The 24,552-nt window shown below is 40.1% G+C and carries 35 protein-coding genes; 22 read left to right on the top strand and 13 right to left on the bottom strand.

Going from position 1 to position 24,552, the window contains the following annotated elements:
- Window positions 1–73: 73 nt before the first annotated feature.
- The 3 genes from FTT85_RS03205 (at window position 74) to FTT85_RS03195 (ending at window position 8,716) form a co-directional block, all read left to right on the top strand.
- Window positions 74–2,815 carry an autotransporter assembly complex family protein gene (locus FTT85_RS03205; RefSeq protein WP_180182847.1) on the top strand — a complete coding sequence of 914 codons (2,742 nt, stop codon included), beginning with the start codon at window positions 74–76 and terminating at the stop codon, window positions 2,813–2,815.
- A gap of 21 nt (window positions 2,816–2,836) precedes the next feature.
- Complete coding sequence (locus FTT85_RS03200) at window positions 2,837–7,357, top strand: translocation/assembly module TamB domain-containing protein (protein WP_180182846.1); 4,521 nt, start codon at window positions 2,837–2,839, stop codon at window positions 7,355–7,357.
- A 153-nt stretch (window positions 7,358–7,510) separates the two neighbouring features.
- The gene (locus FTT85_RS03195) at window positions 7,511–8,716 is read left to right on the top strand and encodes an integrase family protein (protein WP_180182845.1); all 1,206 of its coding nucleotides are present in this window, start codon (window positions 7,511–7,513) and stop codon (window positions 8,714–8,716) included.
- Here the strand turns inward: FTT85_RS03195 and FTT85_RS03190 are convergent.
- The 9 genes from FTT85_RS03190 to FTT85_RS03150 form a co-directional block, all read right to left on the bottom strand.
- Window positions 8,713–8,979: a helix-turn-helix domain-containing protein gene (locus tag FTT85_RS03190; protein WP_373886875.1), complete on the bottom strand. Its 267-nt coding sequence runs from the start codon at window positions 8,977–8,979 to the stop codon at window positions 8,713–8,715. The genes FTT85_RS03195 and FTT85_RS03190 overlap by 4 nt on opposite strands.
- Complete coding sequence (locus FTT85_RS03185; protein WP_180182844.1) at window positions 8,969–9,265, bottom strand: hypothetical protein; 297 nt, start codon at window positions 9,263–9,265, stop codon at window positions 8,969–8,971. The genes FTT85_RS03190 and FTT85_RS03185 overlap by 11 nt, the downstream gene beginning before the upstream one ends.
- Window positions 9,262–9,624 carry a hypothetical protein gene (locus FTT85_RS03180; RefSeq protein ID WP_180182843.1) on the bottom strand — a complete coding sequence of 121 codons (363 nt, stop codon included), beginning with the start codon at window positions 9,622–9,624 and terminating at the stop codon, window positions 9,262–9,264. Before FTT85_RS03180 ends, FTT85_RS03185 begins: the two co-directional genes overlap by 4 nt.
- Complete coding sequence (locus FTT85_RS03175) at window positions 9,617–9,793, bottom strand: hypothetical protein (RefSeq protein ID WP_180182842.1); 177 nt, start codon at window positions 9,791–9,793, stop codon at window positions 9,617–9,619. Before FTT85_RS03175 ends, FTT85_RS03180 begins: the two co-directional genes overlap by 8 nt.
- On the bottom strand, window positions 9,786–10,301 hold the full coding sequence (locus FTT85_RS18660; RefSeq protein ID WP_257232068.1) for a hypothetical protein: 516 nt from the start codon (window positions 10,299–10,301) through the stop codon (window positions 9,786–9,788). The genes FTT85_RS03175 and FTT85_RS18660 overlap by 8 nt, the downstream gene beginning before the upstream one ends.
- On the bottom strand, window positions 10,301–11,053 hold the full coding sequence (locus tag FTT85_RS03165; RefSeq protein WP_180182841.1) for a hypothetical protein: 753 nt from the start codon (window positions 11,051–11,053) through the stop codon (window positions 10,301–10,303). The genes FTT85_RS18660 and FTT85_RS03165 overlap by 1 nt, the downstream gene beginning before the upstream one ends.
- Before the next feature lie 139 nt (window positions 11,054–11,192).
- The gene (locus FTT85_RS03160) at window positions 11,193–12,362 is read right to left on the bottom strand and encodes a hypothetical protein (RefSeq protein ID WP_180182840.1); all 1,170 of its coding nucleotides are present in this window, start codon (window positions 12,360–12,362) and stop codon (window positions 11,193–11,195) included.
- Window positions 12,359–13,480 (bottom strand): ATP-binding protein, encoded by a 1,122-nt coding sequence (locus tag FTT85_RS03155; RefSeq protein ID WP_180182839.1) that lies wholly within the window; start codon window positions 13,478–13,480, stop codon window positions 12,359–12,361. The genes FTT85_RS03160 and FTT85_RS03155 overlap by 4 nt, the downstream gene beginning before the upstream one ends.
- Window positions 13,480–13,905 (bottom strand): hypothetical protein, encoded by a 426-nt coding sequence (locus FTT85_RS03150; protein WP_257232067.1) that lies wholly within the window; start codon window positions 13,903–13,905, stop codon window positions 13,480–13,482. The genes FTT85_RS03155 and FTT85_RS03150 overlap by 1 nt, the downstream gene beginning before the upstream one ends.
- A gap of 191 nt (window positions 13,906–14,096) precedes the next feature.
- On the opposite strand from FTT85_RS03150, the gene FTT85_RS03145 reads away from it, so the two are divergent.
- A complete protein-coding gene (locus FTT85_RS03145) occupies window positions 14,097–14,339 on the top strand; it encodes a hypothetical protein (protein ID WP_180182837.1) in 243 nt (80 codons plus the stop codon).
- Here the strand turns inward: FTT85_RS03145 and FTT85_RS03140 are convergent.
- Complete coding sequence (locus FTT85_RS03140; RefSeq protein WP_180182836.1) at window positions 14,336–14,518, bottom strand: hypothetical protein; 183 nt, start codon at window positions 14,516–14,518, stop codon at window positions 14,336–14,338. The genes FTT85_RS03145 and FTT85_RS03140 overlap by 4 nt on opposite strands.
- A gap of 130 nt (window positions 14,519–14,648) precedes the next feature.
- On the opposite strand from FTT85_RS03140, the gene FTT85_RS18655 reads away from it, so the two are divergent.
- Window positions 14,649–14,774, top strand: coding sequence for a hypothetical protein (locus tag FTT85_RS18655; RefSeq protein ID WP_257232066.1), 126 nt, complete (start codon window positions 14,649–14,651; stop codon window positions 14,772–14,774).
- Here the strand turns inward: FTT85_RS18655 and FTT85_RS03135 are convergent, their stop codons facing one another.
- Complete coding sequence (locus FTT85_RS03135) at window positions 14,775–14,996, bottom strand: hypothetical protein (protein WP_180182835.1); 222 nt, start codon at window positions 14,994–14,996, stop codon at window positions 14,775–14,777.
- 60 nt (window positions 14,997–15,056) lie between these two features.
- Between FTT85_RS03135 and FTT85_RS03130 the strand changes: the two genes are divergently transcribed.
- Window positions 15,057–15,377 (top strand): hypothetical protein, encoded by a 321-nt coding sequence (locus FTT85_RS03130; protein WP_180182834.1) that lies wholly within the window; start codon window positions 15,057–15,059, stop codon window positions 15,375–15,377.
- A 199-nt stretch (window positions 15,378–15,576) separates the two neighbouring features.
- Here FTT85_RS03130 and FTT85_RS03125 read toward each other — a convergent pair whose 3' ends face one another.
- Complete coding sequence (locus tag FTT85_RS03125) at window positions 15,577–16,155, bottom strand: hypothetical protein (RefSeq protein WP_180182833.1); 579 nt, start codon at window positions 16,153–16,155, stop codon at window positions 15,577–15,579.
- A gap of 26 nt (window positions 16,156–16,181) precedes the next feature.
- Window positions 16,182–16,853 (bottom strand): S24 family peptidase, encoded by a 672-nt coding sequence (locus FTT85_RS03120; RefSeq protein ID WP_180182832.1) that lies wholly within the window; start codon window positions 16,851–16,853, stop codon window positions 16,182–16,184.
- A 124-nt stretch (window positions 16,854–16,977) separates the two neighbouring features.
- On the opposite strand from FTT85_RS03120, the gene FTT85_RS03115 reads away from it, so the two are divergent.
- The 16 genes from FTT85_RS03115 (at window position 16,978) to FTT85_RS03040 (ending at window position 24,546) form a co-directional block, all read left to right on the top strand.
- Window positions 16,978–17,208, top strand: coding sequence for a YdaS family helix-turn-helix protein (locus FTT85_RS03115; protein WP_180102179.1), 231 nt, complete (start codon window positions 16,978–16,980; stop codon window positions 17,206–17,208).
- A 57-nt stretch (window positions 17,209–17,265) separates the two neighbouring features.
- A complete protein-coding gene (locus tag FTT85_RS03110; RefSeq protein ID WP_180113400.1) occupies window positions 17,266–17,766 on the top strand; it encodes a phage regulatory CII family protein in 501 nt (166 codons plus the stop codon).
- Between the two features lie 49 nt (window positions 17,767–17,815).
- Complete coding sequence (locus FTT85_RS03105) at window positions 17,816–17,971, top strand: hypothetical protein (protein ID WP_180182831.1); 156 nt, start codon at window positions 17,816–17,818, stop codon at window positions 17,969–17,971.
- Window positions 17,968–18,618: a hypothetical protein gene (locus FTT85_RS03100; protein ID WP_180113331.1), complete on the top strand. Its 651-nt coding sequence runs from the start codon at window positions 17,968–17,970 to the stop codon at window positions 18,616–18,618. Before FTT85_RS03105 ends, FTT85_RS03100 begins: the two co-directional genes overlap by 4 nt.
- Window positions 18,618–19,451 (top strand): YdaU family protein, encoded by an 834-nt coding sequence (locus FTT85_RS03095; protein ID WP_180182830.1) that lies wholly within the window; start codon window positions 18,618–18,620, stop codon window positions 19,449–19,451. Before FTT85_RS03100 ends, FTT85_RS03095 begins: the two co-directional genes overlap by 1 nt.
- Entirely contained in the window at window positions 19,448–20,191 is a 744-nt protein-coding gene (locus tag FTT85_RS03090; protein WP_180182829.1) for an ATP-binding protein, read from the top strand. Before FTT85_RS03095 ends, FTT85_RS03090 begins: the two co-directional genes overlap by 4 nt.
- Window positions 20,188–20,562, top strand: a complete 375-nt coding sequence (locus FTT85_RS03085; protein WP_257232065.1) for a hypothetical protein — start codon at window positions 20,188–20,190, stop codon at window positions 20,560–20,562. The genes FTT85_RS03090 and FTT85_RS03085 overlap by 4 nt, the downstream gene beginning before the upstream one ends.
- The gene (locus tag FTT85_RS03080) at window positions 20,559–20,786 is read left to right on the top strand and encodes a hypothetical protein (RefSeq protein ID WP_180182827.1); all 228 of its coding nucleotides are present in this window, start codon (window positions 20,559–20,561) and stop codon (window positions 20,784–20,786) included. Before FTT85_RS03085 ends, FTT85_RS03080 begins: the two co-directional genes overlap by 4 nt.
- Window positions 20,783–21,070, top strand: coding sequence for a hypothetical protein (locus FTT85_RS03075; protein ID WP_180182826.1), 288 nt, complete (start codon window positions 20,783–20,785; stop codon window positions 21,068–21,070). Before FTT85_RS03080 ends, FTT85_RS03075 begins: the two co-directional genes overlap by 4 nt.
- On the top strand, window positions 21,067–21,639 hold the full coding sequence (locus FTT85_RS03070) for a hypothetical protein (RefSeq protein ID WP_180182825.1): 573 nt from the start codon (window positions 21,067–21,069) through the stop codon (window positions 21,637–21,639). Before FTT85_RS03075 ends, FTT85_RS03070 begins: the two co-directional genes overlap by 4 nt.
- Window positions 21,636–21,899, top strand: a complete 264-nt coding sequence (locus FTT85_RS03065) for a hypothetical protein (protein WP_180182824.1) — start codon at window positions 21,636–21,638, stop codon at window positions 21,897–21,899. The genes FTT85_RS03070 and FTT85_RS03065 overlap by 4 nt, the downstream gene beginning before the upstream one ends.
- Window positions 21,893–22,309: a hypothetical protein gene (locus FTT85_RS03060; RefSeq protein WP_180182852.1), complete on the top strand. Its 417-nt coding sequence runs from the start codon at window positions 21,893–21,895 to the stop codon at window positions 22,307–22,309. Before FTT85_RS03065 ends, FTT85_RS03060 begins: the two co-directional genes overlap by 7 nt.
- Window positions 22,309–22,539 carry a hypothetical protein gene (locus FTT85_RS03055; RefSeq protein WP_180182823.1) on the top strand — a complete coding sequence of 77 codons (231 nt, stop codon included), beginning with the start codon at window positions 22,309–22,311 and terminating at the stop codon, window positions 22,537–22,539. Before FTT85_RS03060 ends, FTT85_RS03055 begins: the two co-directional genes overlap by 1 nt.
- 18 nt (window positions 22,540–22,557) lie before the next feature.
- Window positions 22,558–23,109 carry a hypothetical protein gene (locus FTT85_RS03050; RefSeq protein WP_180182822.1) on the top strand — a complete coding sequence of 184 codons (552 nt, stop codon included), beginning with the start codon at window positions 22,558–22,560 and terminating at the stop codon, window positions 23,107–23,109.
- A gap of 41 nt (window positions 23,110–23,150) precedes the next feature.
- On the top strand, window positions 23,151–23,846 hold the full coding sequence (locus tag FTT85_RS03045) for a hypothetical protein (RefSeq protein ID WP_180182821.1): 696 nt from the start codon (window positions 23,151–23,153) through the stop codon (window positions 23,844–23,846).
- Window positions 23,847–24,318: 472 nt separating this feature from the next.
- A complete protein-coding gene (locus tag FTT85_RS03040) occupies window positions 24,319–24,546 on the top strand; it encodes a hypothetical protein (protein WP_180182820.1) in 228 nt (75 codons plus the stop codon).
- Window positions 24,547–24,552: the final 6 nt, after the last annotated feature.

Below are 24,552 nucleotides of genomic sequence, written 5' to 3'. Positions count from 1 at the left end.
ATAGATATAAGATCTTTAGCTCTACATCTGATTGACTAAGTCCATTACATAATGAAATTTGTTAGAGTTTGCTATGCCTGCAAAAATCAAGTTTAAAAAAACAATGCTTCATCACAGTATGGCTCACTGCATACGACAGCATCATAGCAATAAAAGTCTATATATGAGCATCTTTTTGACCTTGTGTGCTCAGCATAGTTTCGCCCAAACTCCCGCAGAAACGGTTCCAACATCTACCGATACAAAAGCAGAGATTGTTGCTGAAATCAAGGATGAGGCTGTAAAGCAAGGGCTATCGACGCCTGAAGCAATTGAAAAAATTGAAAATATAAATGAACCGGAAGAATCTGTTGATAGCATGAAAATGCTGCAAGAACAGCAGCAAGCAGGAACTCAACTACAAGAATTTAAACCCATTGAGTTTGAAGATTTAGAAAACTTACCCGTGACACCTGTTGATCAAAACATGGCGAATGAAATCTTCCAAGTTGCTGAAGAAGCCAAACGTCAAGCGCAGGAGTACCGTGCAACACAGCAAACAGAAGTTGCTGTTGCAGATATTACCCAAAAAGAGTTAACGGAAATTAACCAAGCGCCAGTCAATATTGATCAGCTCATGGGTGAAATTCGTTCGGATAATGAAATTACCGCGACACGAAATGAAAATGCCAATACTCTGCAAGAGCTGCATAACCCAACAGTTGAGGATGATGCAGAGCCGGGTATTTTCAAGCGCTTATTATATAAAGTACGTCCGCCACGTCAGATGAACACGGCAAAAGTGCCACGAATTAGTGCGGATGTTGAAATTACATCAGCACATAATACCAGTCAAACGTCGAGTAAAGCCTACGGTGCGGCACTGGAAGATCTCAAAGCCAATATTAAAGGCAAGCTTTCAAGTTTTACCCAAGAATCCTTTAGCGATTTTCCATCGGCTTTACCTCAATTACGTAGCTTGTCCAATCAAGCCGCACAAGCTGTGGGTTTCTATCAGTCAGAATTCAAGTTTGAAAAAGTGTCTGATAGTAAAGTTCGTGTATTGGTTACACCAAATACGCCTGTGCAAATTGAAAAACAGAATGTTGAATTTTCTGGGGCTGGGGCGAACCAAGCTCAGTTTCAGGTGATTGGTGTATTACCAGATCAGGAAGAAGGTGACATTCTTAATCATGGTGAATACGAAACGACGAAAGGCCGAATTAATGATGCAGCAACTAATAACGGTTATTTCGACTCGTACTGGCGTTTGCACGATGTAAGAGTGGCTCAACCACAAAATACAGCCGATATCAATTTGCGCTTTGAGACGGGCGAGCGTTATAAGCTTGGCGCAGTTGAATTTAGAATGAGCGATCCGAATGCAGAGTTTCCATTGGATCGAGATATTTTAGAAAGTTTGGTGACGTGGAAAGACGGTGCTGACTATACTTTCTGGCGTGTGAATGGTTTGGCCAATAACCTGACCAACTCTCGCTATTTTAACTACACGCTAGTCGATGCAATTCGACCAGACCCGATTGAAAAGCCACTTGAACTGCCCCCGGATATTCAAACCTTGGTCGATCAAAATCAGTTGTCTGAAAGTTCACAAGTGGTGAAAGATAAAACTGAAGTGATGTCGAATAAAGAAGTCACGCAAAAAGTGGTTGATGAAGACCAATTTGCGGGGGTGAATGATGCAGAGCAATCCTCTAAATTACGCAGTTTGCAAGATACGCAAGATGCCAAACAAGCAGAACAAGATCGCTTAAAAGCGCAAGCACGCGAAGATAAAAAAGTCCCTGTGATCGTGACACTAAATGCAGATAAGTTGAATAGTGCAGAAATTGGTGCTGGTTTTGGTACCGACACTGGTACACGTGTTCGTGGCCAGTATCGTCGTGCCATTGTAAACAAACGTGGTCATTCTTTTGACGCCAACATGGAAGTATCCAAAATCCGTCAATCGATTGATGGTCGCTATAACATTCCATATAACCATCCATTAAATGACTATGTCAGCTTAGTCGGTGGTTATGAACGTGAAGAACGTGATGATGTCGGTCAAGGTGTTAATCTTTCCATTGAATCTGCTGTAGCGGGTGTGGACCGGATTATTAAAAACCCCCGTGGTAGTTGGCAGCATACCTTTGGTTTACGTTATCGTTTGGACCGTATTACTGATGACGGACTTAATCCTAGTGATGATATTCCAGATGCGTTCTTAGTGAATACCAATAATGAACAGCAGTCCTTGATGTTTGGCTATGAAATTTCTCGAACCGACTCAGATAAACGTGTGAATCCAAGTAAAGGGATAAAGCAAACCTATAAAGTTGAAGTCGGAAGTGAAAGCTTACTTTCGGATGTTGATATGGCAATCTTGAATGCAGGCTGGCGCTTTATTTATTCATTGGGTGAAAATGATAATCACCAAGTCGTTGGGCGCAGTGATTTAGGTTATATTCTGACAGAGAACTTTGATAAAGTTCCTTATAACTTACGCTACTTTACCGGTGGTGACCAAACCATTCGCGGCTTTGACTATAAGAGTTTAGCTGCCGAAGAAAATGGCTATAAAATTGGTGGTCAAGTCTTGGCAACGGGTTCATTAGAATATAACTACCAATTTAAAGAAGGCTGGCGTGCGGCGGTCTTTAGTGACTTTGGTAATGCGTACGATAAAGACTTCAATACACCGACTGCATATAGCGCAGGTGTGGGGATACGTTGGGCTTCTCCAATTGGCCCAATTCGTTTAGATGTCGCTACTGGACTTTCTGAAGACAGCAAACCAATTCGTTTACATTTCTTTATTGGTTCACAATTATAATTTTTAGGTGATGTGTTTTTTATGACTGAACAAGAACAGCAAGAACCAGAAAACGAAACGCCGGTAGAGCAACTGCCGAAGAAGCGTCGTATTCTTCGAAGTGTCATTTTGACCTTCGTGTTCGTGCTTATCTTTTTGGTGGCTGCATTAGCAGTTATGTTCTCTACAGACAAAGGCAGTAAGTTTTTACTTGACCGTGTTCTGGAACGTCAGCAAATCATTCACTATGAATATGAAGGTGGTAACCTATGGCGGGGCATTATTCTACGAAATGTCCTTGTTACGCTAAAACCTGTCGATGTAAAGATTGATCGTGCCGATATTACACTCGGCTGGCGCGCCATTATTAATAAAGAAATTCATTTAAATAAAGCAGATGTTAAAAATCTGCAAATTATTACCAAGACCCCACCTAGCGATAAACCTTTTGCATTTAGTGAAATCCGTCTGCCTTTCGTACTTCGTGTCGATCATGCAGATCTAGATCATATGCTGATTAAAACCCATAGTTCTGGTGTGGATTTCTATGACATTGAATTAAATGAAGCGCTTTGGTCAGGGACGGAATTAAAATTTGAAGATACCCGTATGGATATGGGGTATTTGTCCGTGCGCCAAGCCTCGGGGAATATGAAATTTGAAGGCAAGTATCCGCTAAATGCTGTGGGGATTGTTAATTTACCTTCATTACGTGAAAGCCTGAATATTCATGATATTCAAGTGGTGGCTAAAGGATCTCTTGATACGATTCAAGCCGGTGTGGCAACTCATACGCCTGATCTTTTAACAGGATGGGCAGTGGTCCATCCAATGCGTCCACATGTCCCGATGTTTGGTGCGCTTAAATTTAAAAACTATCATTTACCTTTACTGACTGAGCAAAAGCTCTTTGCTAAAAATGGGCTGGCAAAATTCAAAGGGGATATTCAGCGTCTCAATTTAGATTTAGACACGGACCTGAGCGGGGCCAATATCCCTGAAGGTAAATATACTGCGCTCATGAGTACGGACTTGGTCAACCAACTTGATATTACTAACCTAAATGGACAAGTAATGGGCGGCGCTGTCAACTTGGGTGGCGTGGTGAGTTGGAAAGATCAGGTCACTTGGGATGTAAGCGGTCGTTTAGATAAAATTAATCCAAAACATAAGCTGATCCCGCAGGTGGTTCAAGATTTTCTACCTGTAAATTTAAACAGTAAGATTGCGTCTAAAGGGACCCTTGAAAAAGGCATGCACCTGACGGCGTTGGTGGATTTTGACCAATATGAAACTTGGAATTTAAAACTCGATCAAGCGCCTGCCAAAAATAATAAAGCTCAGCCGATGCTGATGGATGTGTCTTGGAAAAATATAGACCGTGCAGTGCCATATGTTGGATGGTTGAGTAGTGATTCGGGCAATGTGCAATTGGCGCTTACAGAAGGTCAGCAGAATATTAATGTGGCGACCACAGTGTCACGACATGAAAAAGGTGCTCTGCCTGCTGGACAATATCAAGCCAAACTCAATCTGAAAAATAACAATCTCAATGTCCATGCCTTTAGTTATGTGGCCGACAAAGGTCAGCTCAAAGGTAACGCAGTTGTAGAATTGCCTGATCAAAAACGTATGCTGAAATGGCAAGCCAATGTACAAGCACAGCAGTTCAATCCGCAAACCATCGTAGCTGCTGCGCCTGTCGATCAAATTACAGGGTCATTAAAAGCCAATGGTTATGCAAAACCAAATCAACAGATTATTCAGCTGAATAATATTGATTTGTTAGGCCGACTAGCACAGCAAAATGAAACGGTTCATTTAACAGGTCAATCTACTGCTGCGCTGACTTTCCATGATGAGAAACAAGGTGGAGGCTTTAAAGCTTTTGCTGTGAATTATGATGGTGGCCTCAATGCAAGCCAAGTTGCCGCAAGTAAAGGCAGTTTGATTTTCAAAGTATCGGGTACACCTGAATTAATTAAAATAGCCGAACTGCGTCATGATGGTGTGGCAGGTAAGATTTCAGCCAATGGACAGGTTTTACTGCAAAAAGCCATTGGTTGGGATATTAAAGCATCACTGGTGCATTTTAAGCCGCATTACTTTGCCTCAAATGTACGGGGTGAATTATCTGGAAATTTAAAAACCAGTGGTGTGTGGTCAGATGCATTAAAACGTATTCAAATTGAACGTCTGAATTTGGCAGGTATGATCAATAACAAACCTGTCCGTGGTCAAGGTAACTTGGCGATGGTGATTAATTCAAATCAATCCGGCTTTATGCCAAAACAGTTTGAAGCGAATAATTTGCTGTTGGCTTATGCCAATAACCAAATTCAAGCCACTGGTAATGCACAAAATTTACAATTGAAAATTAATGCACCAGCGTTATATGAAATTTATGCAGGCCTACGTGGACGTGCTTATGGCTACTTAAATGTTCAAGCACAGCCACGACTGCAAGCATCTGCCAATATCGCAATAGATGATTTTGCTTTTAATAATTTATTCAGTGTGAAAAAAATACGGGTGCAAGGCGAGTTGCCAACTTCTGCGACTTCACCAAGTTTATTAACGGCAACGATGGATAATTTACGCAGTAACAACCGTGAGATTGTGAAAGGTCAAATTTCACTGGCCGGTACACGTAATGCGCATTTATTAAAAGTCAGTGCTGAAAATAAATTATCAAAATTTTATGTGCAGTTAGCTGGTGGTTTTAACGCACAAAATAATTGGCTTGGTCAGATTCAAAAAGGCGATTTTGACTCCTTACGTACACGTCTCGTGCAGCGTCAAAATGCATCGATTATTTACAACACTGCACAGTCTGACCTATTTGTTGGTGCGCATTGTTGGATGAGTCAGCAAAGCGAATTATGTTTTGATCAGCCGATCCGTGTGAATAAAAACCGCGGCAATGTATCTTTTGTGACAAAAAACCTAGACCTAAACGACTTTGCTGCCTTTATGCCTGAAGGCCTGGCGATTACGGGTAAAGTGAATGGTTATGCGAAAGCGTCTTGGGCGAAAGGTGCAAAACCTAAAATTGATGCACGTTTAGTGACTCGTGACGGTTTACTCGGTTTAGCAGCGGAAGACCCACAGTATTTAGCATCTACTTTAAAATATGATGAAGTAGGTTTGATTGCGAAAAGTGTCGCTGAAGGGCTACAAATTCGACTTGATACCAAAGCTCCAGATATTGGTACAGGTTATGCCAATATTATTATTGACCCGTATAAAGCCAACAAACCGATCCGTGGTGAAGTGGCCTTTAACCAAGTTCAATTGAAAATCTTAAAACCATTTATACAAGATGTCCGTTCAATGGGCGGTACGTTGTCTTATGCGGCAAAAATTAGCGGAACATTGTCTCAGCCTTTAATGGATGGTGAGATTCGAGTGAAAAATGGCTCGATTAGCATGATTTCATTGCCTGTGAACTTGACCAATATTCAGTTGTATTCTGCTGTGCGTCAAAACCACGCTACGATTGATGGTGCATTTAACAGTGGTCGTGGTGTGGGCAAATTAACCGGAAATATTGACTGGAAAAATGATCCACGTATCCAGTTGAATTTAACGGGTAATGAAATGTTGGTCCGTCAAGCGCCATTGATCACCGCTGTTGTAACGCCTGATTTATCTTTAGATGTGCTGCCTTTCAGTAAGAAATTAACCTTAAAAGGTAAAATTGATGTGCCGCGTGCATTGATTTCGATGCCAGAATCGTCTGCAACAGTGGTTGGGGTATCTTCAGATGTACGTGTGGTACATGAAGGTGATAATCAACTTGAAATCTTAAAATCGGCACGTCCTTGGGATATTCGCGCTGACGTACAGGTAAATATTGGTAATCAAGTTATTTTCCAAGGTTTTGATAGCCGAATTCCGTTGATTGGTCGTTTGAATTTGACACAACGTGGATTAGAAACAGCAATGCGTGCCAATGGTGCAATCGGTGTTTCTCAGCGTGTGAAAATTGAAGCTTATGGTCAAAGTCTGGACTTGAACCGTGCGATTGCCCGTTTTAATGGACCATTGGCGAACCCTACTTTAGATATTGATGCCAATAAAGCCGTTCAAGGCAGTACCGTTGGTGTTCGTGTGACGGGTACAGCATCAAGTCCTGCAATTCAGGTGTATAACGATGCAGGTCTATCTGAACAAGAAGCCTTAAATGCCTTAATTACAGGTCGTATCAATGAAGGAAGTTCAGGTTTAAGTCAGGCGGAAGGTTTCCGTTCTGATGTGAACAACACGATTGCTGCTGCCGGTATTAGTATGGGCTTGGGTGGTACACGTGCATTGACCAACCAAATTGGTCGTACATTTGGTCTGAGTGGTTTGGCACTAGATGCTCAAGGAACAGGGGATGATACTCAGGTTTCTGTGACGGGTTATATCACACCTGACTTATTCATTCGTTATGGTGTCGGTGTATTTACACCAGTGAATAAACTGACCTTACGTTATCAAATGAATCAACGTTTGTACTTGGAAGCGAGTCAGTCTTTAGAGCGTGCAATCGACTTGTTCTATAACTGGCGCTTCTAGTGGTAAGAAAGTGTAGTGTGATGCAAGTTATTGTTATAAAGTAATTTATTATGCATCACGTCTACACTAAAAAATAACGTGTAGACTATATGTAGACTGTTGAGTAATTTCAGGCTTAAAATGCAAGTGTCGAATTTGTAAATTAAGCTTGAAATGAAACTCAACAAATCTAATGTTGATGCTATTGCATTGACTGAAAAAGGGCAAGCCATCTATCGTGACTCAGATTTGATTGGTTTTGCAGTCCGAGCTACAACAAAAAGCAAATCTTATATTGTCGAGCGGAGACATGCCGGGAAGCTATTCCGTGTGACGCTAGGCAAGACTAATGAGATTACACCTGCAGAAGCTAGAAAAAAGGCTCAGTCCATTTTGGCTGATATTGCTAATGGTGTTTTTGAGAAAAAGAAAGATGCCTTAAATAATGAGATCACATTAAGTCAGGCGTTCGACCTGTACTTAAAGCAACGAAAATTAAAACCGCTTTCTGTGAATACCTACAATCACTGCATTAATACCTTTCTTCCAGACTGGAAAGAACGACCTATATTTGAAATCAATAAAAAGGATGTATTTGACCGGTTCATTAAACTAACCGAATACAGCCCCACTCAAGCCAACCTTACTTTGAAAATGTTTGGGTCCATCTGGCGCTTTGCTCAAATCCATTGCTCTACTGATGAAAATCCGATTCTTAAACAAAACCCGGTTGATGTGATTCCTGCAAAACGTGGCTGGAATAAAACCAAAGCGCGTACACGCCACTTAGATGAAAGTAATATCCACACTTTTTACAATGCGGTCCTGAATTACTTCACTGAACGTTCTTTATATGAAGATGCCTCCAAGAATGCTACACGAGATCTGGTGTTATTCATCATGTACACAGGCTGTCGAAGAAATGAAGCTCAAACCTTGAAGTGGGAAAATGTAGATATTGAGAAGGGCATATTTGTATTCAAGGACCCAAAGAACGGTGATGACCACTTGTTGCCAATGGGTGACCACTTATTTGAAATCATAAAACAGCGTTATGAGCTGCGAAGAAATGATTATGTTTTCCCGGGCTCCAATATGACTTCAGATGCAAAACATATTGCAGGCGCTCAAGGCTTGCTCAGAACTATTGGTGAGCAGACCGGTATTCAAATTTCATTGCATGATTTGCGTCGAACCTTTGCGACGATCTGCAACAATTTGGATTATGGTCCATACACCATTAAGCGACTTTTAAACCACCGTTCCGGCGCTAAAAATGATGTGACTGGTGGGTATGTGCAAGTATCACTCAAAAAATTACGGCTTGCAATGAATGACATTGAAGCCGTGTATCAGGGTAAGCTCAACTGCTTCGATTAAGATGCAAGTTGAGCTGTATTCATTACGGTTTGTCGCTCTTGGTAAGCCAGAACATCCGCTTTTTTGTAAGTAACACATCGACCCACCTTGGTATAGGGAATCCCACCACCAGAACAGCGCAAACGCTGCAAGGTGTGGACAGAGCAGGAGAGGTAAATTGCTACATCTTCCTGCGGAAACAACTGTTGATCTGATGCAGTAAGGAAGCGGTTTAAGCGCATATCTTTGTCTTGCTGCGACATTTCATTTAGCTTAATTTTCACTTTTCACCTCCAATCTTTTACCTGCTTTGATTTCTTCATCGGTGGCGTGGGAGATAAGCTCAATTAAGAGCTTTTCCTCATATCCCCACTTAGTTGATGCAACAACATACTTCTCAGCAAATCTTTTAATTTCAAACAAAGCGCTAAACATTGGATGAAAAATAAAATCCCCAACCTCAAAAATATTGTACTGGCGGCGATTCTCTAATGCGGCCTTTTCTCTTAGCTGCTGCATCAAGAGTTGGTTTTCTTCCCAACTAATTCCAATTTGATCAGGACTTCTCACGACACATCTCCCAAAGTCTTTACCACGCCATTCGGCAACCCAAACACATCTTTAAAAGCCTTATCAAATTCACCGCTTGCAATAAACCGATCAATATCAGAACTTGGATGGTCGTGCTCCTTTATATAACTACTCAATGCCTGATATATACCGTTTGAATTTCCCTTTGTTACACCGACATGAATCTTGTCACCAATATTTTTAACTGAAAATTCAACATTCAGATTTGAAGCGTCAATGATTTCCATAAATGGTACAAATTCGTCCTGATTAAAAATCAGATCAAATGGCATTCCTTTGTGTAGCTCGTCGCAAACATAGTTAGCCAGTTGAAGTTTTGTTAATTGAATTTCAGTCATTCCACTCTTCCTCAAACACTGTTTCACTAAGCTCCCCACCACAAAAACAACAAAACTTAAAAGAGTGTTCCGATGGCAGCATACAGTCATTAAAAACAAAGGTTTCACCACACTCTGTTTCCCAATTTGCATCTTGACTCTCAACCCAAGCACATTGTTTTTCAGTCATTGGTTGGCTCCTGTGCTTCGATCATGGCTTTATTCTTTTCAACTATAGCCATGCATTCCTCATGAGTGCCAACAAAGAAATTAGCTTTCTCTGATGGGTCAATCGCTTCAGCAAACCAAGTGCCGGAAAGTTTTTCAGTTTGGATATGCGCTTGGGTGTGCTTATTGATTTCCATAATGTCACCAAGCTCAATACAGTCACCAAGGTTGTCAAAATCGGATTCAGATGAACAAAAGTTTTCAGGTTCATCATTGTCTTGCCAATAACAAAAAATATTTTCTTTCGGCACCAAAACAAATCCCTCAGGAATAGCTTGGGCTTTGGCTGCTTGCCATGTGCACCAGCTTGAATTAATTTCATTCAGGGCTTCGCTATATTCCTCATCCCATTCAATTAGCTCATAAACATTTTCCAATTCGCTATATTGAATATTCGGCAAATATTTGAAATCCACACCTTGTGAAAGCAGGTGTTTTTCATGAGCAATTCTTTCTTTTTTAATATCCATCACGCCACCTCTTCTTGAGAAAGATGCACACCCACTAAGCGGCTACCTTCAACACAGAAATTGACTGTGTTTAAACCGAATACGCTTGATAAAAGCTCACTCAGTTGGTCTTGCTGTAGAGTCAGTTCGCTTTTACGTGTGACCACTGTTTTGATCTGGTCTTTTAATAAAGCGATAGCATCAGGCTCACTTAGGTGAGGATCATGAGCTGGTGTTTCTACTGCAGGTTGCACTTCAATCACATTTTCTTCAGCAACTGGGGCCGCAATAACTTCAGTATTCATTTCTTGGCCATTAGTTTTTAATTGATATTTGTAGCTGCCGAATTTACCAGTGCGGATAATTTCACCATCGTTTTTCAGCTTATAAATGCCATTAGCGAATTGCTTGTCATTCAATTGCAAAGCAGCCATCAATTCAGGCTTTGTTAAACCTACAGGAAAGTCGTGCAAATACTGCAAAATTGCATCACAAACCTTTCCCCGCACCACAGGTGTGACTTGTTCTGCTTGTGGCTCAGTTGAAATTTCTGCTTTAGCCATATCCGACAAGAAATAAACACCGTGCTCTTCTTCAACATCAATAACAGATAAAATGTTTTTGACAGTTTTGATACTTAATTTGCAAACCGTCATGAGCTGAGCAATTGATAATCCCATTGCTTCATGCGCAAGTGCTTCCAACACCTTTTCTTTAGATTTCTGCAGAGCAGTATTTTCATTAAATCTTCTAAGTTCAGCTGCAGAGTTCATCGAATTCTCCAGGTTGCTTCTTTAAATTTTGCGTCGATGATAAGTGCCTCTATTTCACCAGCACTGACGTTATGAAAAATATGGTCCATTTTTGCCCCGAACACTGTCAGTGTTCGGGTGATTGTTGAGTATTTAAATTTCATTGGACAACCTCACTTGCTTGATTTTCAAGCTCGAAGCGACGCTTTTTAACGTAGTCCATTAACTTAGGTTGTATTTCAGGACTACGTGCAGAAACATCAATTTCCAAAGCATCTAATGTAGTTAAGTCAGGTGCATTCTGAATCTGAACCATAAGTGAAGGTGGAGTTTTAATTTCAGCTTCTGCAGGTGCAAGCTCACGTAAGCGCTTATGAATAGCATCCAACAATGGTTTACGCTGTACTTCTGTCCAGTTGCGTGTATAGCCGGTAAGGGCGGTGGCTTCTTTAGGTGTTTGAGCATTTGTTGCACGTGTTAGTAGATCATTTAAAAGGTTTTGATATTCATCATCTGTTGATTCACTCGCTAACTTTTTATCTGCTACTAACTTTTCAGCCTCAACCTGCAAACGTTTGAGTTCTTCAACACTTAAGTTGTCAGTCGTATGTTCTGGCTTAGGTGTATATTGCTCAGGATCTAGTTCAAGCAGCTTGTCCTCAGTTAACTTACATAGGTGCTGAGTGTGTTCACGTTCTAAATGACCATTTGCCATGAACACCGGACGTAATGCCAAGACTGCTTCGTTGGTGGTGCATGCATTAATTTGCATAGTGAACTTTTCAACCAGTTTCACTGGATCTGTTTCAATATCTTCAACTGCAGGTTCAACCGATGTCTTTTCTTCAACATCATTTGATGTTTGAGTTTGGATATTTTCAGCTTCTGTAGCCGATTCATCCTCCCAAGGCAATGATGTATCAGAGGCAGGTTTCTCTTTATTTAAAGACCCGCCACTTACTGAAATCAATGCCTGAGCATGAACTACCGCATTATCTTCATATAGATGAACTAAACCACGAGTGAGTAATTCCAAGTCAGATGCAGAGTTTTTCCATTTGAATGATTTACTCAATTCAGTTGTTAAAAGTGATGGAGCAAAACATGGGGTACCTTTTGCAGGTGCTTCGGATATGGCTTCTGGAACTTGCATGGTACCAATGGTCATATATACGACAGCAATACGGAATTCATGATCAGGGTCAAAGAAAACAGTCGCAGGGAAGTTGCGAATGCTATCAAAATCTAAATCAGATCCAGTATGACGACATTCAATATTTTGACCTGCAGCCATGGCAGCAAATGCTTCTTGTCCGTTAAAGATAATCATGAATTTACTCCCGCTTTAGCAATTTGATCTATTTCCTGTTTTACTTCTTGAATTTTTGATACATCGATTTGCATCAGCGAATCTATACCCAGATGTTCGCATACAGTTTTTGTATCTAATCCACGCTCATCGATGAAGGCTAATAGGTCATCACGTTGCGTATCTGATATGCCATTAAATTCAGGTGGACTCATCCACGTTTCTTTATGCTTATCAAAGGTACAATTCAGTTCTTTGGCCTTAAGTAGCATGGCTTGGCGCATGTTTTGGTAATACATATGGCTCTTATCAAGAGACTCAGTTAACTGGTTTAGATCACTGGCATATAGCGCTTCATCACAGCTTTGTTTCCAGTTTTCCAAGTCTTCAAGTGCTTTTGCTGAAGCCAATTGCGCAGGGGTTAATGTATTGATGTGTGCTTTAGCTGCTGAAATTAATTGTGCTAAAAACATCGGTTCTGTTTTTAAGTCAGGTACCCAAACTTCACCAGTTTCTCCACCAAGAGCACCTGAGTTTTTTGCATGATGAGTTGGAGATGGTTTGAAATTGATGACACGCGCATTCTTACCTTCGCCAGTAGTGACAGTAGTCATGTAGCCCATCATATCTGCAATACGGTACAGCTCATTTCTATTCTTACCACCCAAGTCAGGACGGTAGATGATCTGATCGTTGTTTTGATCCTCAGAGGCATGAGCAATAAAAACAACATCCTTACCCATGCTGATTAGGGTATTCACATACTGCTTGAATGTTTGATTGGCCAAACCTTGGGCTTTAAGTTTTAAAGCGCCATCTTTCTGCCGGTTGTTTGGATGAAGTAGTAGGTGAGTTTTAATGCATTCAAGCATCGCGCCTACAGTATCAATAACGACAGTGTTGTAAGGTGCTAAGTCTTGAGTTGTAAGACCTGCAACGTCAGCCCATTGTTGAACTGGAATTACTGCACCACGACGAAGTTCACCGGTACGATGAGCACCACGGTCGAAGTCAAAGGAAACAGCTTTATCAGCAGTAAAGCCTAAAGAGGATTTACCGAGGCCTGGATCTGCATAGATGTAAGTGATGATGGCGCTGACATTTAGAGCTTGGTCTGCTGGAATAATATTAATAGTCATTACACTTCTCCCAACAAACGGTTTTTAATCATGTGCTGCACCAACATTTCATTGATGTTTCGGTGGTCGTTGTAGTCCGTGAAGTCAGGGAATGGGTTGCCGTATTCATCTGTGATGTGATCTACAGATAGCTGGGTAATTTCAGCCGTATCAAATTCACTGCCAGGGACGCCGTAGCTGTCTTCAAATGGTTCAAAGTCAAAGCTTACATCTAGGGTGAAGTTATCTAAACGGATAACAGCATTACCTGAAGTTTTAGATGTGAGTTGCATTGCTGCGACGGTAGTAACTTCTGGAATGCTTTTATGAAGCACCTGAGTGTTACTTAAAGCAGGCTTATAGGCACATGCTAAAACACCGATTGTTACGGTTGCAGCGACAAGTGTTACCTTGAGGCTATTGAAAGGGGTTAAGGTTTTGTTCATACTTATCTCGCAGTTTGCAAAGCACATCGGGGGTAGAAGATCGATGTGCTTTTTTTGTTGTCTGTGAGACAAATATAACTATAGTTATTTTTATAGTCAATACTATAGTTATAAAAATATTATTATAGTTATATTAATTTATATTTTTAGTTATAGTAGGCAAAAGAAAACCCACTATCGAAGGCGAGAAGATGAGTTTAGGAAACGAGATGCACGAGTGGCGTAAGCAGTTAGTAGAAAAACTATTGCTGAATGGTGTTAAGGCTGAAGATTTGGAGGGGCAGGTGAGTGCAGCTGAGCTGGTTGTGTTTGGTGGTCAGGTTGCTACTGTGACAATTGAAGTGCCACTCAAGCATGCGAAAGAATTAAAAACCATTCTTTTGGATTTCTCGCAAAAGAATGGCAGCTTTGTGATTGCTAAGACTGATAACTAGAACGTGCGTGACCCACTAGCAACAGGTTTCTGATAGGTTCTACCTTTATTACATTCATCTTCAATTTCAGAAAGTGATGCTTTGTAAGTCTCAACCCAATCAGATGCAGTGGTGTCCTTATTGATAAGTTTTGACTTAGTAAGCTCTAACGCTAGGGCTTCTATAATTTCAGGTTTCATATTTTCTCCGGTATTTAGGGATGTTTGAGAACAATGTTGGTGCAGAGTCTCAACTTCATAATATCAGGGAAAATATGGATTTTTTAAAAAAGAAAACCCACCGCAGGGGTGGGTTGTATGGAGTCTCACTATGCTAGATCATAATGAAAAACTAAAACTTGTGATTGAGTTTATTCAGTCTGGTATTAAAGATGCTGATGCAATTATCTTTAATATCAATAAAATTGAGAAAGAGCTTTTTAAGGAAAAGAATTAATTATTCCTCTAGAAGTTTATCAATATCTACACTAGTGCGATTAACAACTTTATGGCATTGATTATAGAGTTTTAAGAAATACTCTCTAGAGTTGGGTTTTAGATAACCCTCACCAGTAGCATTTTCTAGATAGGCGATTCTATCCATTAAATCAAAGGCAACCCTCTCTATAGAGTTGTCTTTGATTTCAATTGGTTTGCTGATTTCAGTTTTATCAACCATTTTTCTCTCCACCCGATCTGTTCTAAAGGACTGCGTCGGGTTCGCAGTTAAGGTATTTTTATGAAATTAGAAACTCTTGTTTTAATAGAAAATAGACTTCATTCAAATTCAACACAGATTTATCTTGAGCACATAAAAGAAGATGTGCCTGAATTTTTCGTTCCGGTCGGCGACTATACAAAACCGATGGGGTATCTAAAATTTAAAAATATCGCTAAAAAAGGCTGCTTTGAATTAAGTTCATTAGAGAACCTAGACCATCCCAACCCACATCCACAATTTTCGTTGACAGGTGTTTTATATTCTCGGCAGGCAGCTCTTGAAGCACATCATGCAATTTCTTCTTATCAGCAGGAGATAAATCAGATTGATCCGTCCTGATCTGAAATATGTACTGCATAAGGTTCGCGTCCAGTTGATCTTGTGATTCAATGCATGTTGCAACAACATCACACAATATAAATACAGGAAAATTGAAATGATAAGCAACAAGGATGCAAAGACTATCAAGGCTTTGTTAATTACATCAATAGCATTTGGCATTGTTAGCTTTATAGCTCTAGTTGTTGTATTTATTTACCTATGAGGCTTTTATACAAGCTAAATACGCATCATTTGCGAAACTGCTAATAACCTTATTTTTAACACTTTCTGAAGAGTATGCAGGGTGCTCATAAGCTGAGATGATCATGTCTTGAGCGATCCTTTGTGTTGCCTTATTGGGACTCTGATTAGCCTCCATCATCTCCTCTATATTTGCACCATTTTGACGTTTTCCCATAATGGTTTTTGCTAGTCTCATTGATGCACTACAAAGCTCTTTTTTCTCTCGTTCAGCTTTTTGAATTTGCCATTCTGGAATAGGCTCTGGTTTATTTTCAGCAATTATAATTGGTTCAACCTGATGTTTTTTTTCAAATTCGGCAGCAATAGCTTTATTTTGAGCTTGGTCTTTTTCTACTCTAATAGCTTTTGCATTAATCTCGCGCTGTTTTGCTTCATTTGCCAATCTCTCTTCATTAGCCTTGTCTTGCTCAAGCTTCTGCTGATGAGCCATTTCAGCCTGTTTTAGCCGCTCTGCATCAGCCTTATTGCTCTGATTCATAGCATAGAACGCGATTACCACAACAGAAATTAGACCAAGCAAAGCGTACTTCATAGCTGAAACCCTCTATATTTATGCAATTAACCAGCTCGCCAAAATTGACGACCAATAACTTTAAAATTTTTGCCGTTTTCTTCTGTTACGACTTTATCTCTATATTTATCATTAAGGCTGTGAAGAACTAATGAACCATCAGCTTCTTTAAAAACCTGCTTGATCATACCTTCACCAGCTAAATAAACCGCATAAATTTCACCATCAATAACGTCGGTTTGCTGCAAATTAATTCCTACCAAATCACCATCTTTAATAAAGTCAGCCATGCTATCACCTTTGGCTTTAATAATTTTCATGGTTTTTTCTGTAACGTTTCGATCTTTTAGAAATGATGGGGGAAAAGGAATTTTTCCATTGATAGCATCAAAATGAAATTCTATTGATTCGCCGGTACCACATGAAAAATTAGCCTCTACCACATCAATCCAAACGAATTGATCACGGAGATCATCAGTAACAACAATTGGTGCTTTGACCTCATTAGCATCAAATGCATCAGGCGAGTCGCCAGTCGAAAGCCACAATGGATCTACGCTAAAAAATTGGGCAATCAAAGGTAGATAAGCTGATTTTTGATTTTTGCCAGACTCAAGTGCTTGATAGGCAGGTTGACTCATTCCCACAGCCTCAGCAACCTCAGCTTGGGTTTTACCAGCCTTGCGGCGGGAGTCTTTCAGGCGATCTTTAAGTGACATAAATCAATACTCTCATTTCTAAAAATAAATATATAACCTTGGTTATATTTATTCAAACAACTATAGTTATTGACGCATGATAACTATAGTTATAATATGGTTATAAATTAATGGAGATATAACCATGATCCAGAGCCAAACAAAGCTCTACCAATCACTTGTTGAACATTTCGGTAGCCAAGAATGCACTGCCGAGGCTTTGCTGGTAAAGCAGCCAGCTGTGTCTGGTTGGGTACGCGGCACCAAAAAAATGTCTGAGCGCGTGGCTTTGCGTGCTGAAAAAAGTACAGATGGAAAATTCAAAGCATCGGATCTTTGTCCTGCGCTTAAGGAATTCAACAAGCTTTCGGTTTAACCAATTATCACTCGGTCAATGTTTTAAATAAACGTGAAATAAAACAAGGATTTCACAATGCAAGAAATAACACTAAGCCGTGAAGCGCAGACGGCAATTTTTAAAATGATTAATCAGACTAAGGGGATTTCACCAAAAGAAATCGCTCAAGTTACTGGCGATTCACATAACACGATTTGCAACTACGGAAACGTAGGCATGCCAAACCATTTACCGAGTTTAAAAAAGCTCGAGACCATCATGATGTATACGCAAAATCCTGAAATTTTACGCGTATGGGCACATCAGTTGGGTTATGCGCTTGTGCCAGTCAGTTGTGATTCAAGCAAACATCATGAGTTATCCATTTTTGAAGCAATGATGCAGCACAACATTAAGAACGGCAAAGCAAACCATGTTGTGTATGAGGCTTATGAAGATGGCGTTATTACACCTGCGGAATATGAAGAAATTCACCAGTTAACGCAGGGCTTAACAGAATTGATTGCAGCAGTAGATCAGGCTGCGCTTAAGCAAATGAAAAAATACACATCAAATTTAGAAATAGAAAAAGCCTGAGGTCAGATCTCAGGCTTTTAGTAATTCAAAACTTTATAGGGAATTGAATATGCGAACAAATTTAACACAACACCAATGCGCCGACAAGTGCACGGAATTTAAAGAAGAGCAGTGCAAAAACTGTTTGGTGCAGCAACCTGAAGTGACTATTGGTCAAGTGATCGATGAGGCGTTTTTGGAAGTATTTGGAGAGGATGGGGAATGAAAAACCGATTTTATCTAGCATGCTTCCGCGACAACGTTGGCTCAAATGTCAGCTTTCAACGTAAAGAATTTAAGGGTTATCACACTGACATTGATCAAGCTCATGAATGCACCCTAGAGGAAGCGCAATGGGAATTTAATCATGCTCGTGAATATGACCTACCAATTTCAGCAGATCATGTTGATGCGTTAGCTGTATGGAAAGTAGATTGCCAATATATCCCAAAAGAAACTCAACCATTCACCGATATTCACAATACCTATGTGGCTTTTGAAAAAGGTATTTGGGATGGAAATGATGTCTATTGGTTGATTTCAGAGAATCAAAATACATCAACTGACTTTGATCAAGCCTATGTAATGGGTATGGATAAGGCAAAAAAATTAAGCTCCAAATTTGTTGTAATTCCCTTTGATCTAGCAAACAAATCCAAACGTAGAACTTTTGATTTTAGAAAAGTAGATAAGCGAACGATGGTTCAAGGAGCGGGATTAAAAACTCCAGAACATTTAAAAAAAGCTAAGCGCAAGAGCCTAAATCCAAAGACACGTTTTAACTGCCCTGAGTGCGGAAAAATCAATTGGCAGCACAACCCGTATGATTTTGAGGTGTGTAATCACTGCTGCCATCATGGAGATGCTGCCTAATGCACTACTACAAAAAGAATATTGGTGACTATCGCTCAGCTACAGCTCATTTAAGTTTGCTCGAACATGGTGTCTACAATTGGTTGTTAGATACATATTACCTGAACGAAAAACCTTTACCGCTTAATGAGCGTGAGCTTTTTCGTATGGCGTTAGCACGTACTGAAGATGAAAAGAATGCAGTACGCGACATTCTTATTGAGTTCTTTGTGGAAACCGAAAACGGTTGGGTTCATAACCGTTGTGAAAGCGAAGTAAAAGCGTATCACGCTAAAGCAGAAACCAATCGCAAGAATGGTGGGAATGGTGGCAGACCTAAAAAGCAAGCCAAAGAAAACCCAAACGGTTTTCAAATAAATGATAAAGAAACCCAGTCGGTTAATTTTGGCATCCCACAAGAAACCTTAACCAAGAACCAAGAACCATTAACCATAAACCAAGATAATACACACACAAACGCGCAAGCAGATTTTTCAGAAAGCGATCATTGGAAACCAGATCTTGAACAACTGGCGATTGCCTTGAGAACCACAAAATATTCTCAACGAGTTTCTGAAATCCTAAGCATGGAAGATTTTCAATTCCATCTTGGGAATTTTAATACTCACCATGAAAACAATCACCAGCTCACTGATAACCAAAAACTTCGGAAGTTTGCACAGTGGATTTTTCAGGAATTTGAAAAGCAACTGGCTAAGGCCGAGCGTGAAGCTAAAAAATCTACAGGTCGTATTCCTGAAAAACAAAACTCTCGCAACGTAAACGATGCATGGGGTGAAGTTCAGCAGTATGCACCTGCCAGTGACAACGTTGAATTGGAGGATTTGGTATGAACGCATCAATCCTGAATACAAAAATCCAAATGAGCACGGAGTTCTGTGAAGCTCACAAGGTTCAAAAAGTTCGAGTTGGGCAAACAGCAATTTGCAAGCAATGTGCTTCAGAGATTTTAAGCAAAGCTCACAAGGATCACGAGGTCGAAGTAAATCGCATGGTTCGTGAAAAGCATTTTGAGGGGGCTAAGTTACCAGCTCGTCATGCGAATAGCGGCTTCAAAGATTACATCGTAAAAAACATTGGTCAGCAGAACGCCAAGCAACACTGCACAGCATTCACAAAGGACTTCAAGCAAGGCGTTAACCGCAATCTGATCATGGTTGGTCGTACTGGCACAGGCAAAACACATCTGGCATGCGCTGTAGCTCGGAACATCTTGGAATCACGCAAATATGCTCGTTACATCACTTCAGAAGATATGGGTAATGAGATTGCGAATGCTTGGAAAAAAGCAGATGACAATGAATCAAACGCAATTCACCGCTTCACTGAATATGACCTGTTAATTCTTGATGAGTACGGCTTGCATGACCGTCATGAAAATCGTTTGCAGCTTGTACATAAAGTTTTATATGCGCGTTATGACGCTGCTAAGCCAACCATGTTGATTTCCAACATGACGATGGCTGAGTTGCAAAAGGATTTGGGTGACCGTTTATGGTCTCGTTTTCAGCATGATGGCCTGGTGATTGTGGAATGTAATTGGGCGGATCAACGTGTAGGAGGTGGGGTGTGAAGCATGGAACTATAAGCAGCTATAAGCACTACAAGTGCCGCTGTGATGATTGCAGAAAAGCCATTGTTGAGTATGAAAAAGCTCGACTACAGAAGCCGAAATTTGTCTACCCAAAACCATTAGAACACGGGACGTCAAACGCATACACCTATCGCGGATGTCGTTGTGAAATCTGTAAGGCCTTCATGCGTGGTTATCAAATGGGGTACATCAAGCTCAACAAAGAAGCTGCGCTTGATGAACTTGAGGGTCTGCCGATGCTTGAGAAACGTCGTGAGCATGGAACTTCGGAAGCATATTCATTCGGGTGTACTTGCGATCTATGTCTAACAAAAGGTCGTAACGAATATCTGGCGGAGATTGCAGCATGACCAGACTTGAGTATTTATCACAGTTCAGTAATGCGGCGCTTAGTCCTGAATTGAATTGCGATCCAAATAACATGCTTCGGGCAAAGTCTGCTGGTAGAGCGATGTTTGAAAATTTGGCTGTGACGCAAGTAAGCCAAAAAGAAAAAGAATTTCGAAAAATGTGGTGTAAGGAACAGCTTGGGTTGATTGGTGAATTTGGCGCGGTGTTAGGAGGTGGGGTGTGAGTTCTCAATTCAGTCAAAAAATTGATTCAAAAATTCAGAAATTACATGAAACAACAATGAGAGCTGAGCAATTTGATAAGCGATTAATGGTTTTAAGTTTTGCTGTGCATTCCTCAGCTCGCTTCTCAATCTCAGATCTGCAAAAAAATGGAATCGATGCGTCAAATTCCTCAATTAGAACCTATTTATTGGATCTCATGAGTGTTGGTTATGTGGAGCGCGTAACTGTGTGGACCTATAGCGCTACTGAAAAAGCAAAGCAGTTATTTGGAGTGAAGGGATGAAAAAGCGCAATAAGAAATATAACCCGAACAAGATGGCGAATCTGTACAAGTCGCAGTCACAGCAACTTCATACGCTTGAGATGTCATTCAATATCGATGAAGTGAATGACAACATTGATGCGTGGCGTGAAGAAAACGATTTTGCTGATAAGGAGTTGACACCAAAGCATGTGGTTTATGACGTATATCACGGTGATCTGATTATTTGTCTTAAAAACCTGTTAATTCCACTTGAGCAAGAGTGGTTTTTTGGTGTGGATTCGCATTATTACTCAGTTGAAAAAGATGAAGTGCTGACAGTGCCGACCCAGTTTCAGATGCCAAAAATGAGCTTTGAGCAGTTTCGTTTTGGTTGTGATTCAACTGTGGATCGTGGGCATGGGCTTAAAACACGATGGAAGGGTATTAGCGAAGAACTGGGCGCAATCTTGGAGCAAGAAGCGCCAGAAGGTTTTGAGCGTGTGCGTAGTGATGCGTTGTTGCGTGTAGAGACGGCATTTAACAATGTTGAGGATTATTTGTATTTCAAACAGGCAAAGGTGCTGAGAGAGAAGGGAGTAGCGGCATGAACTTAACAATCGAACAAATGCGGGAAATTTCCAATCGTGTGAGTTGGGGTAGTCACTACCGAGTTGATACGGATGAGGTTATATGCTGCCACAACGAAGGTCATTTTTATTTTCAAGATATGGTCAAGCAAGGGGTTAAGTTTATTCGCTTAGATTCAATTCGCGCTGCCATCGCAGACCACGACCGTACTGACTATGTAAGTGACATCAAGAACCACATTAGTCCGACTACAAAGGTGATTGAGAGAGGTGAATCTTGATTATCGGCATTGATCCAGACCTAGAAAAATCAGGGGTGGCTGTCTTAGGGCATTCACTGGAACTTAAAAATTTAACATTTTCTGAAACTGTAGATTTATTTCGCAGTCAGCAAGATCAGATTAAGAAAGTTGTGATTGAAGCAGGGTGGGAAAATAAGAAGTCTAATTTTCATAGTCGTATAGGACAGCATAAGAGCGTCGGAGAGCGAATTGCCAAGAATGTAGGGGAAAACCATGCGACAGGTAAATTACTGGCTGAAATGGCGAAATCGTGCGGTTTAGTGGTGGTACTGGTAAAGCCGACGCGTACAAAGTTGAAGGCAGAAGATTTTAATCGAATTACGGGCTGGCAAGGCAGAACGAATCAAGAGCAACGAGATGCGGGAATGCTGATTTGGGGAATGAAGTGATGGATTTGAATTTAATCAAGGCCAATGCGCCAGCAGGAACAGAATTCTTTGCTCCAGCACCTGAGTGGGTTGGTGGGGCTTTTTACTTCAAAGAGTACGCTGGAAAAATATTGATGATGGATATGAACCAAAATTGGGTACATGTGTGTGACACGGTAGAAGACTTGCTTTGTCGTAGAGGTTTGCCAATCACCTATGAGCCTATCAATTGGGTTGAAAGATTAAATTAAGTTTAAGAGGGGATAGGGATGAATGCAGTAGCAGAAAAATTTGAACCGTTTGAATGGTTGACTAAAGGTATTACAGCGAAGTCACCAAACTTTGAACCGCAGGCACATGGCACTGGGGAGAAGCCATTGAATTATGAAGATCGTTTGGGTGCGATTGCGAGTATGGAGACGCAGCTTGCAAAGTCAGTTACAGCGCTTATTGTCTTTGATGGGAAGTGTGAAAGTGATTATGAGTATGTGCGTAATCACTTGGTTAAAATTATGTTGGTCAATGCTAAGGATGATAAAAAGCGCGAGCCTGAGCATATCACCATGAATCATTTGGCATACTTGGTTGCACGTATGGTAATTGACTTTTCATTAAATCCTGAGCTTGAGGGGAATTTTACAGCACAGGGACGATTGTATTATGCGGGTATTAATTCGATGCAGATGCAAGCCGAACTTTATCGTAAGACGTGGAAGCCATACGAAAACCTGATGTGTTTGGCGCTTGAGTCTGCGATTGATGAAGCATCAAATGCAATTAAAGTGTATAAAAAAAATACTTACAATGCGATTAATAGTTAGAAATCCTGTAGGATTGGATTTTATTTAAATCGATAATTTATATGAGAAAAGACATTATTGATCGGCAATTAATTCTAGTAATTATTCTTTGTACATTTGCTTTATTTTTATATGTAAAGACAAGTGATGATCCTCTAATTGATTTTCTAAATGGATCATGTATTGAAAGCTTGTTTCTAAAATTAGAAATAGGAAATAGCCTTTTGAAGGATTTAAGTATAGGAATCCTAGTTAGCACGATTTTTTGGACATTTAACAACTACTTGCCGAGTAGAAAGTTAATTAATCAAAAGATTGGGAGACTAAATAGGGCTCTTTATTTAATATTAGAATCCTTCAAAGGCAACCCTTTTCATCACGATAAGCATTATATTAATTGCCGAGAATTGAATATTAATGATCTATCAGCAATTAAGCATATAAAAGAACTTCTAGATAGTAAGAAAATTTATGGAAGCATGGGGGAAAAATGCTTTTTTGAAATATGTAGTGAAAGTTATGATTTATTCAAATTTTTAAGTATTGCTGCCAATGAAATTTCTCCTGAACATGGTGCACTATGGGATTCTTTAACAAGAAATATTACAGTTATTGGTCGCCTATATGATCAGTGGTTTGAAGATAGAGCTAAAGAGGGGATAAAGGCGGGAGTTGATTATTCTAAAGGTACTTTATGGCTTAACTTAACTGAAATTCTAGAAGCTTTAGAAAAATGGATGGAGTTAAATAATAAATAGTTTCCATTTTAACGGAATCTAAGCTATAGTTTTACTATACTGGTCGTATTACGCAGTTTCTGACCATGACTAAATTAAGCTCACCAAACGGTGGGCTTTTTAATGCCCTGAGAACTGTTTTTGTGTAAGCAATATCAGGGCACCTATGGTGGTTCCTATTAATTTCTAGTGGTTTTTAAATTGATTACCGCCACCAATATTCAGGAGATCCACATGCTCCAATTTTTAAAACGATTGTTCTGCATTCACGATTACGACTATGAGTCGGATATTTTTATTCAAGTTGAATGTAGAAAGTGCGGTAAAACAAAGTAACCCTTGCCACAACTCCAGTGGCATTTGCCGAACGTATTACGGCACATAAGGCCCCTCACATTCTAGATGTTTAGGGGTTTTGTTTTTTAGGAATAATGCAAAATAGACTATTTCTACATGGTTTAGAATGATTTCTTTTTTTGAATGGGTTTATCCTATGAAAACAATCGTAACTTATGTTGATAATACGGAAGATCTAAACTGTGAAATCTTAACTAAAGAGTATGAGGGGTTTAAAAATGCGTATCTCCCTAATATCGGAGATGTCATTGTGGTTTATTCAGAACATGAGCATGATCAAATTGAGTTTAAAGTGATCGAGTTGCGAGTTTTGGTAAATCGCGACTATGATCAATTTCATTTAATACTTGAACGTACTAACTAATTTTGG

The sequence above is a fragment of the Acinetobacter sp. YH01020 genome, assembly GCF_013420275.1.
In the GTDB taxonomy this organism is placed as follows: domain Bacteria; phylum Pseudomonadota; class Gammaproteobacteria; order Pseudomonadales; family Moraxellaceae; genus Acinetobacter; species Acinetobacter amyesii.
Note: the sequence above shows the minus strand (reverse complement) of the source record. Positions and strands in the feature narration are given on the sequence as shown.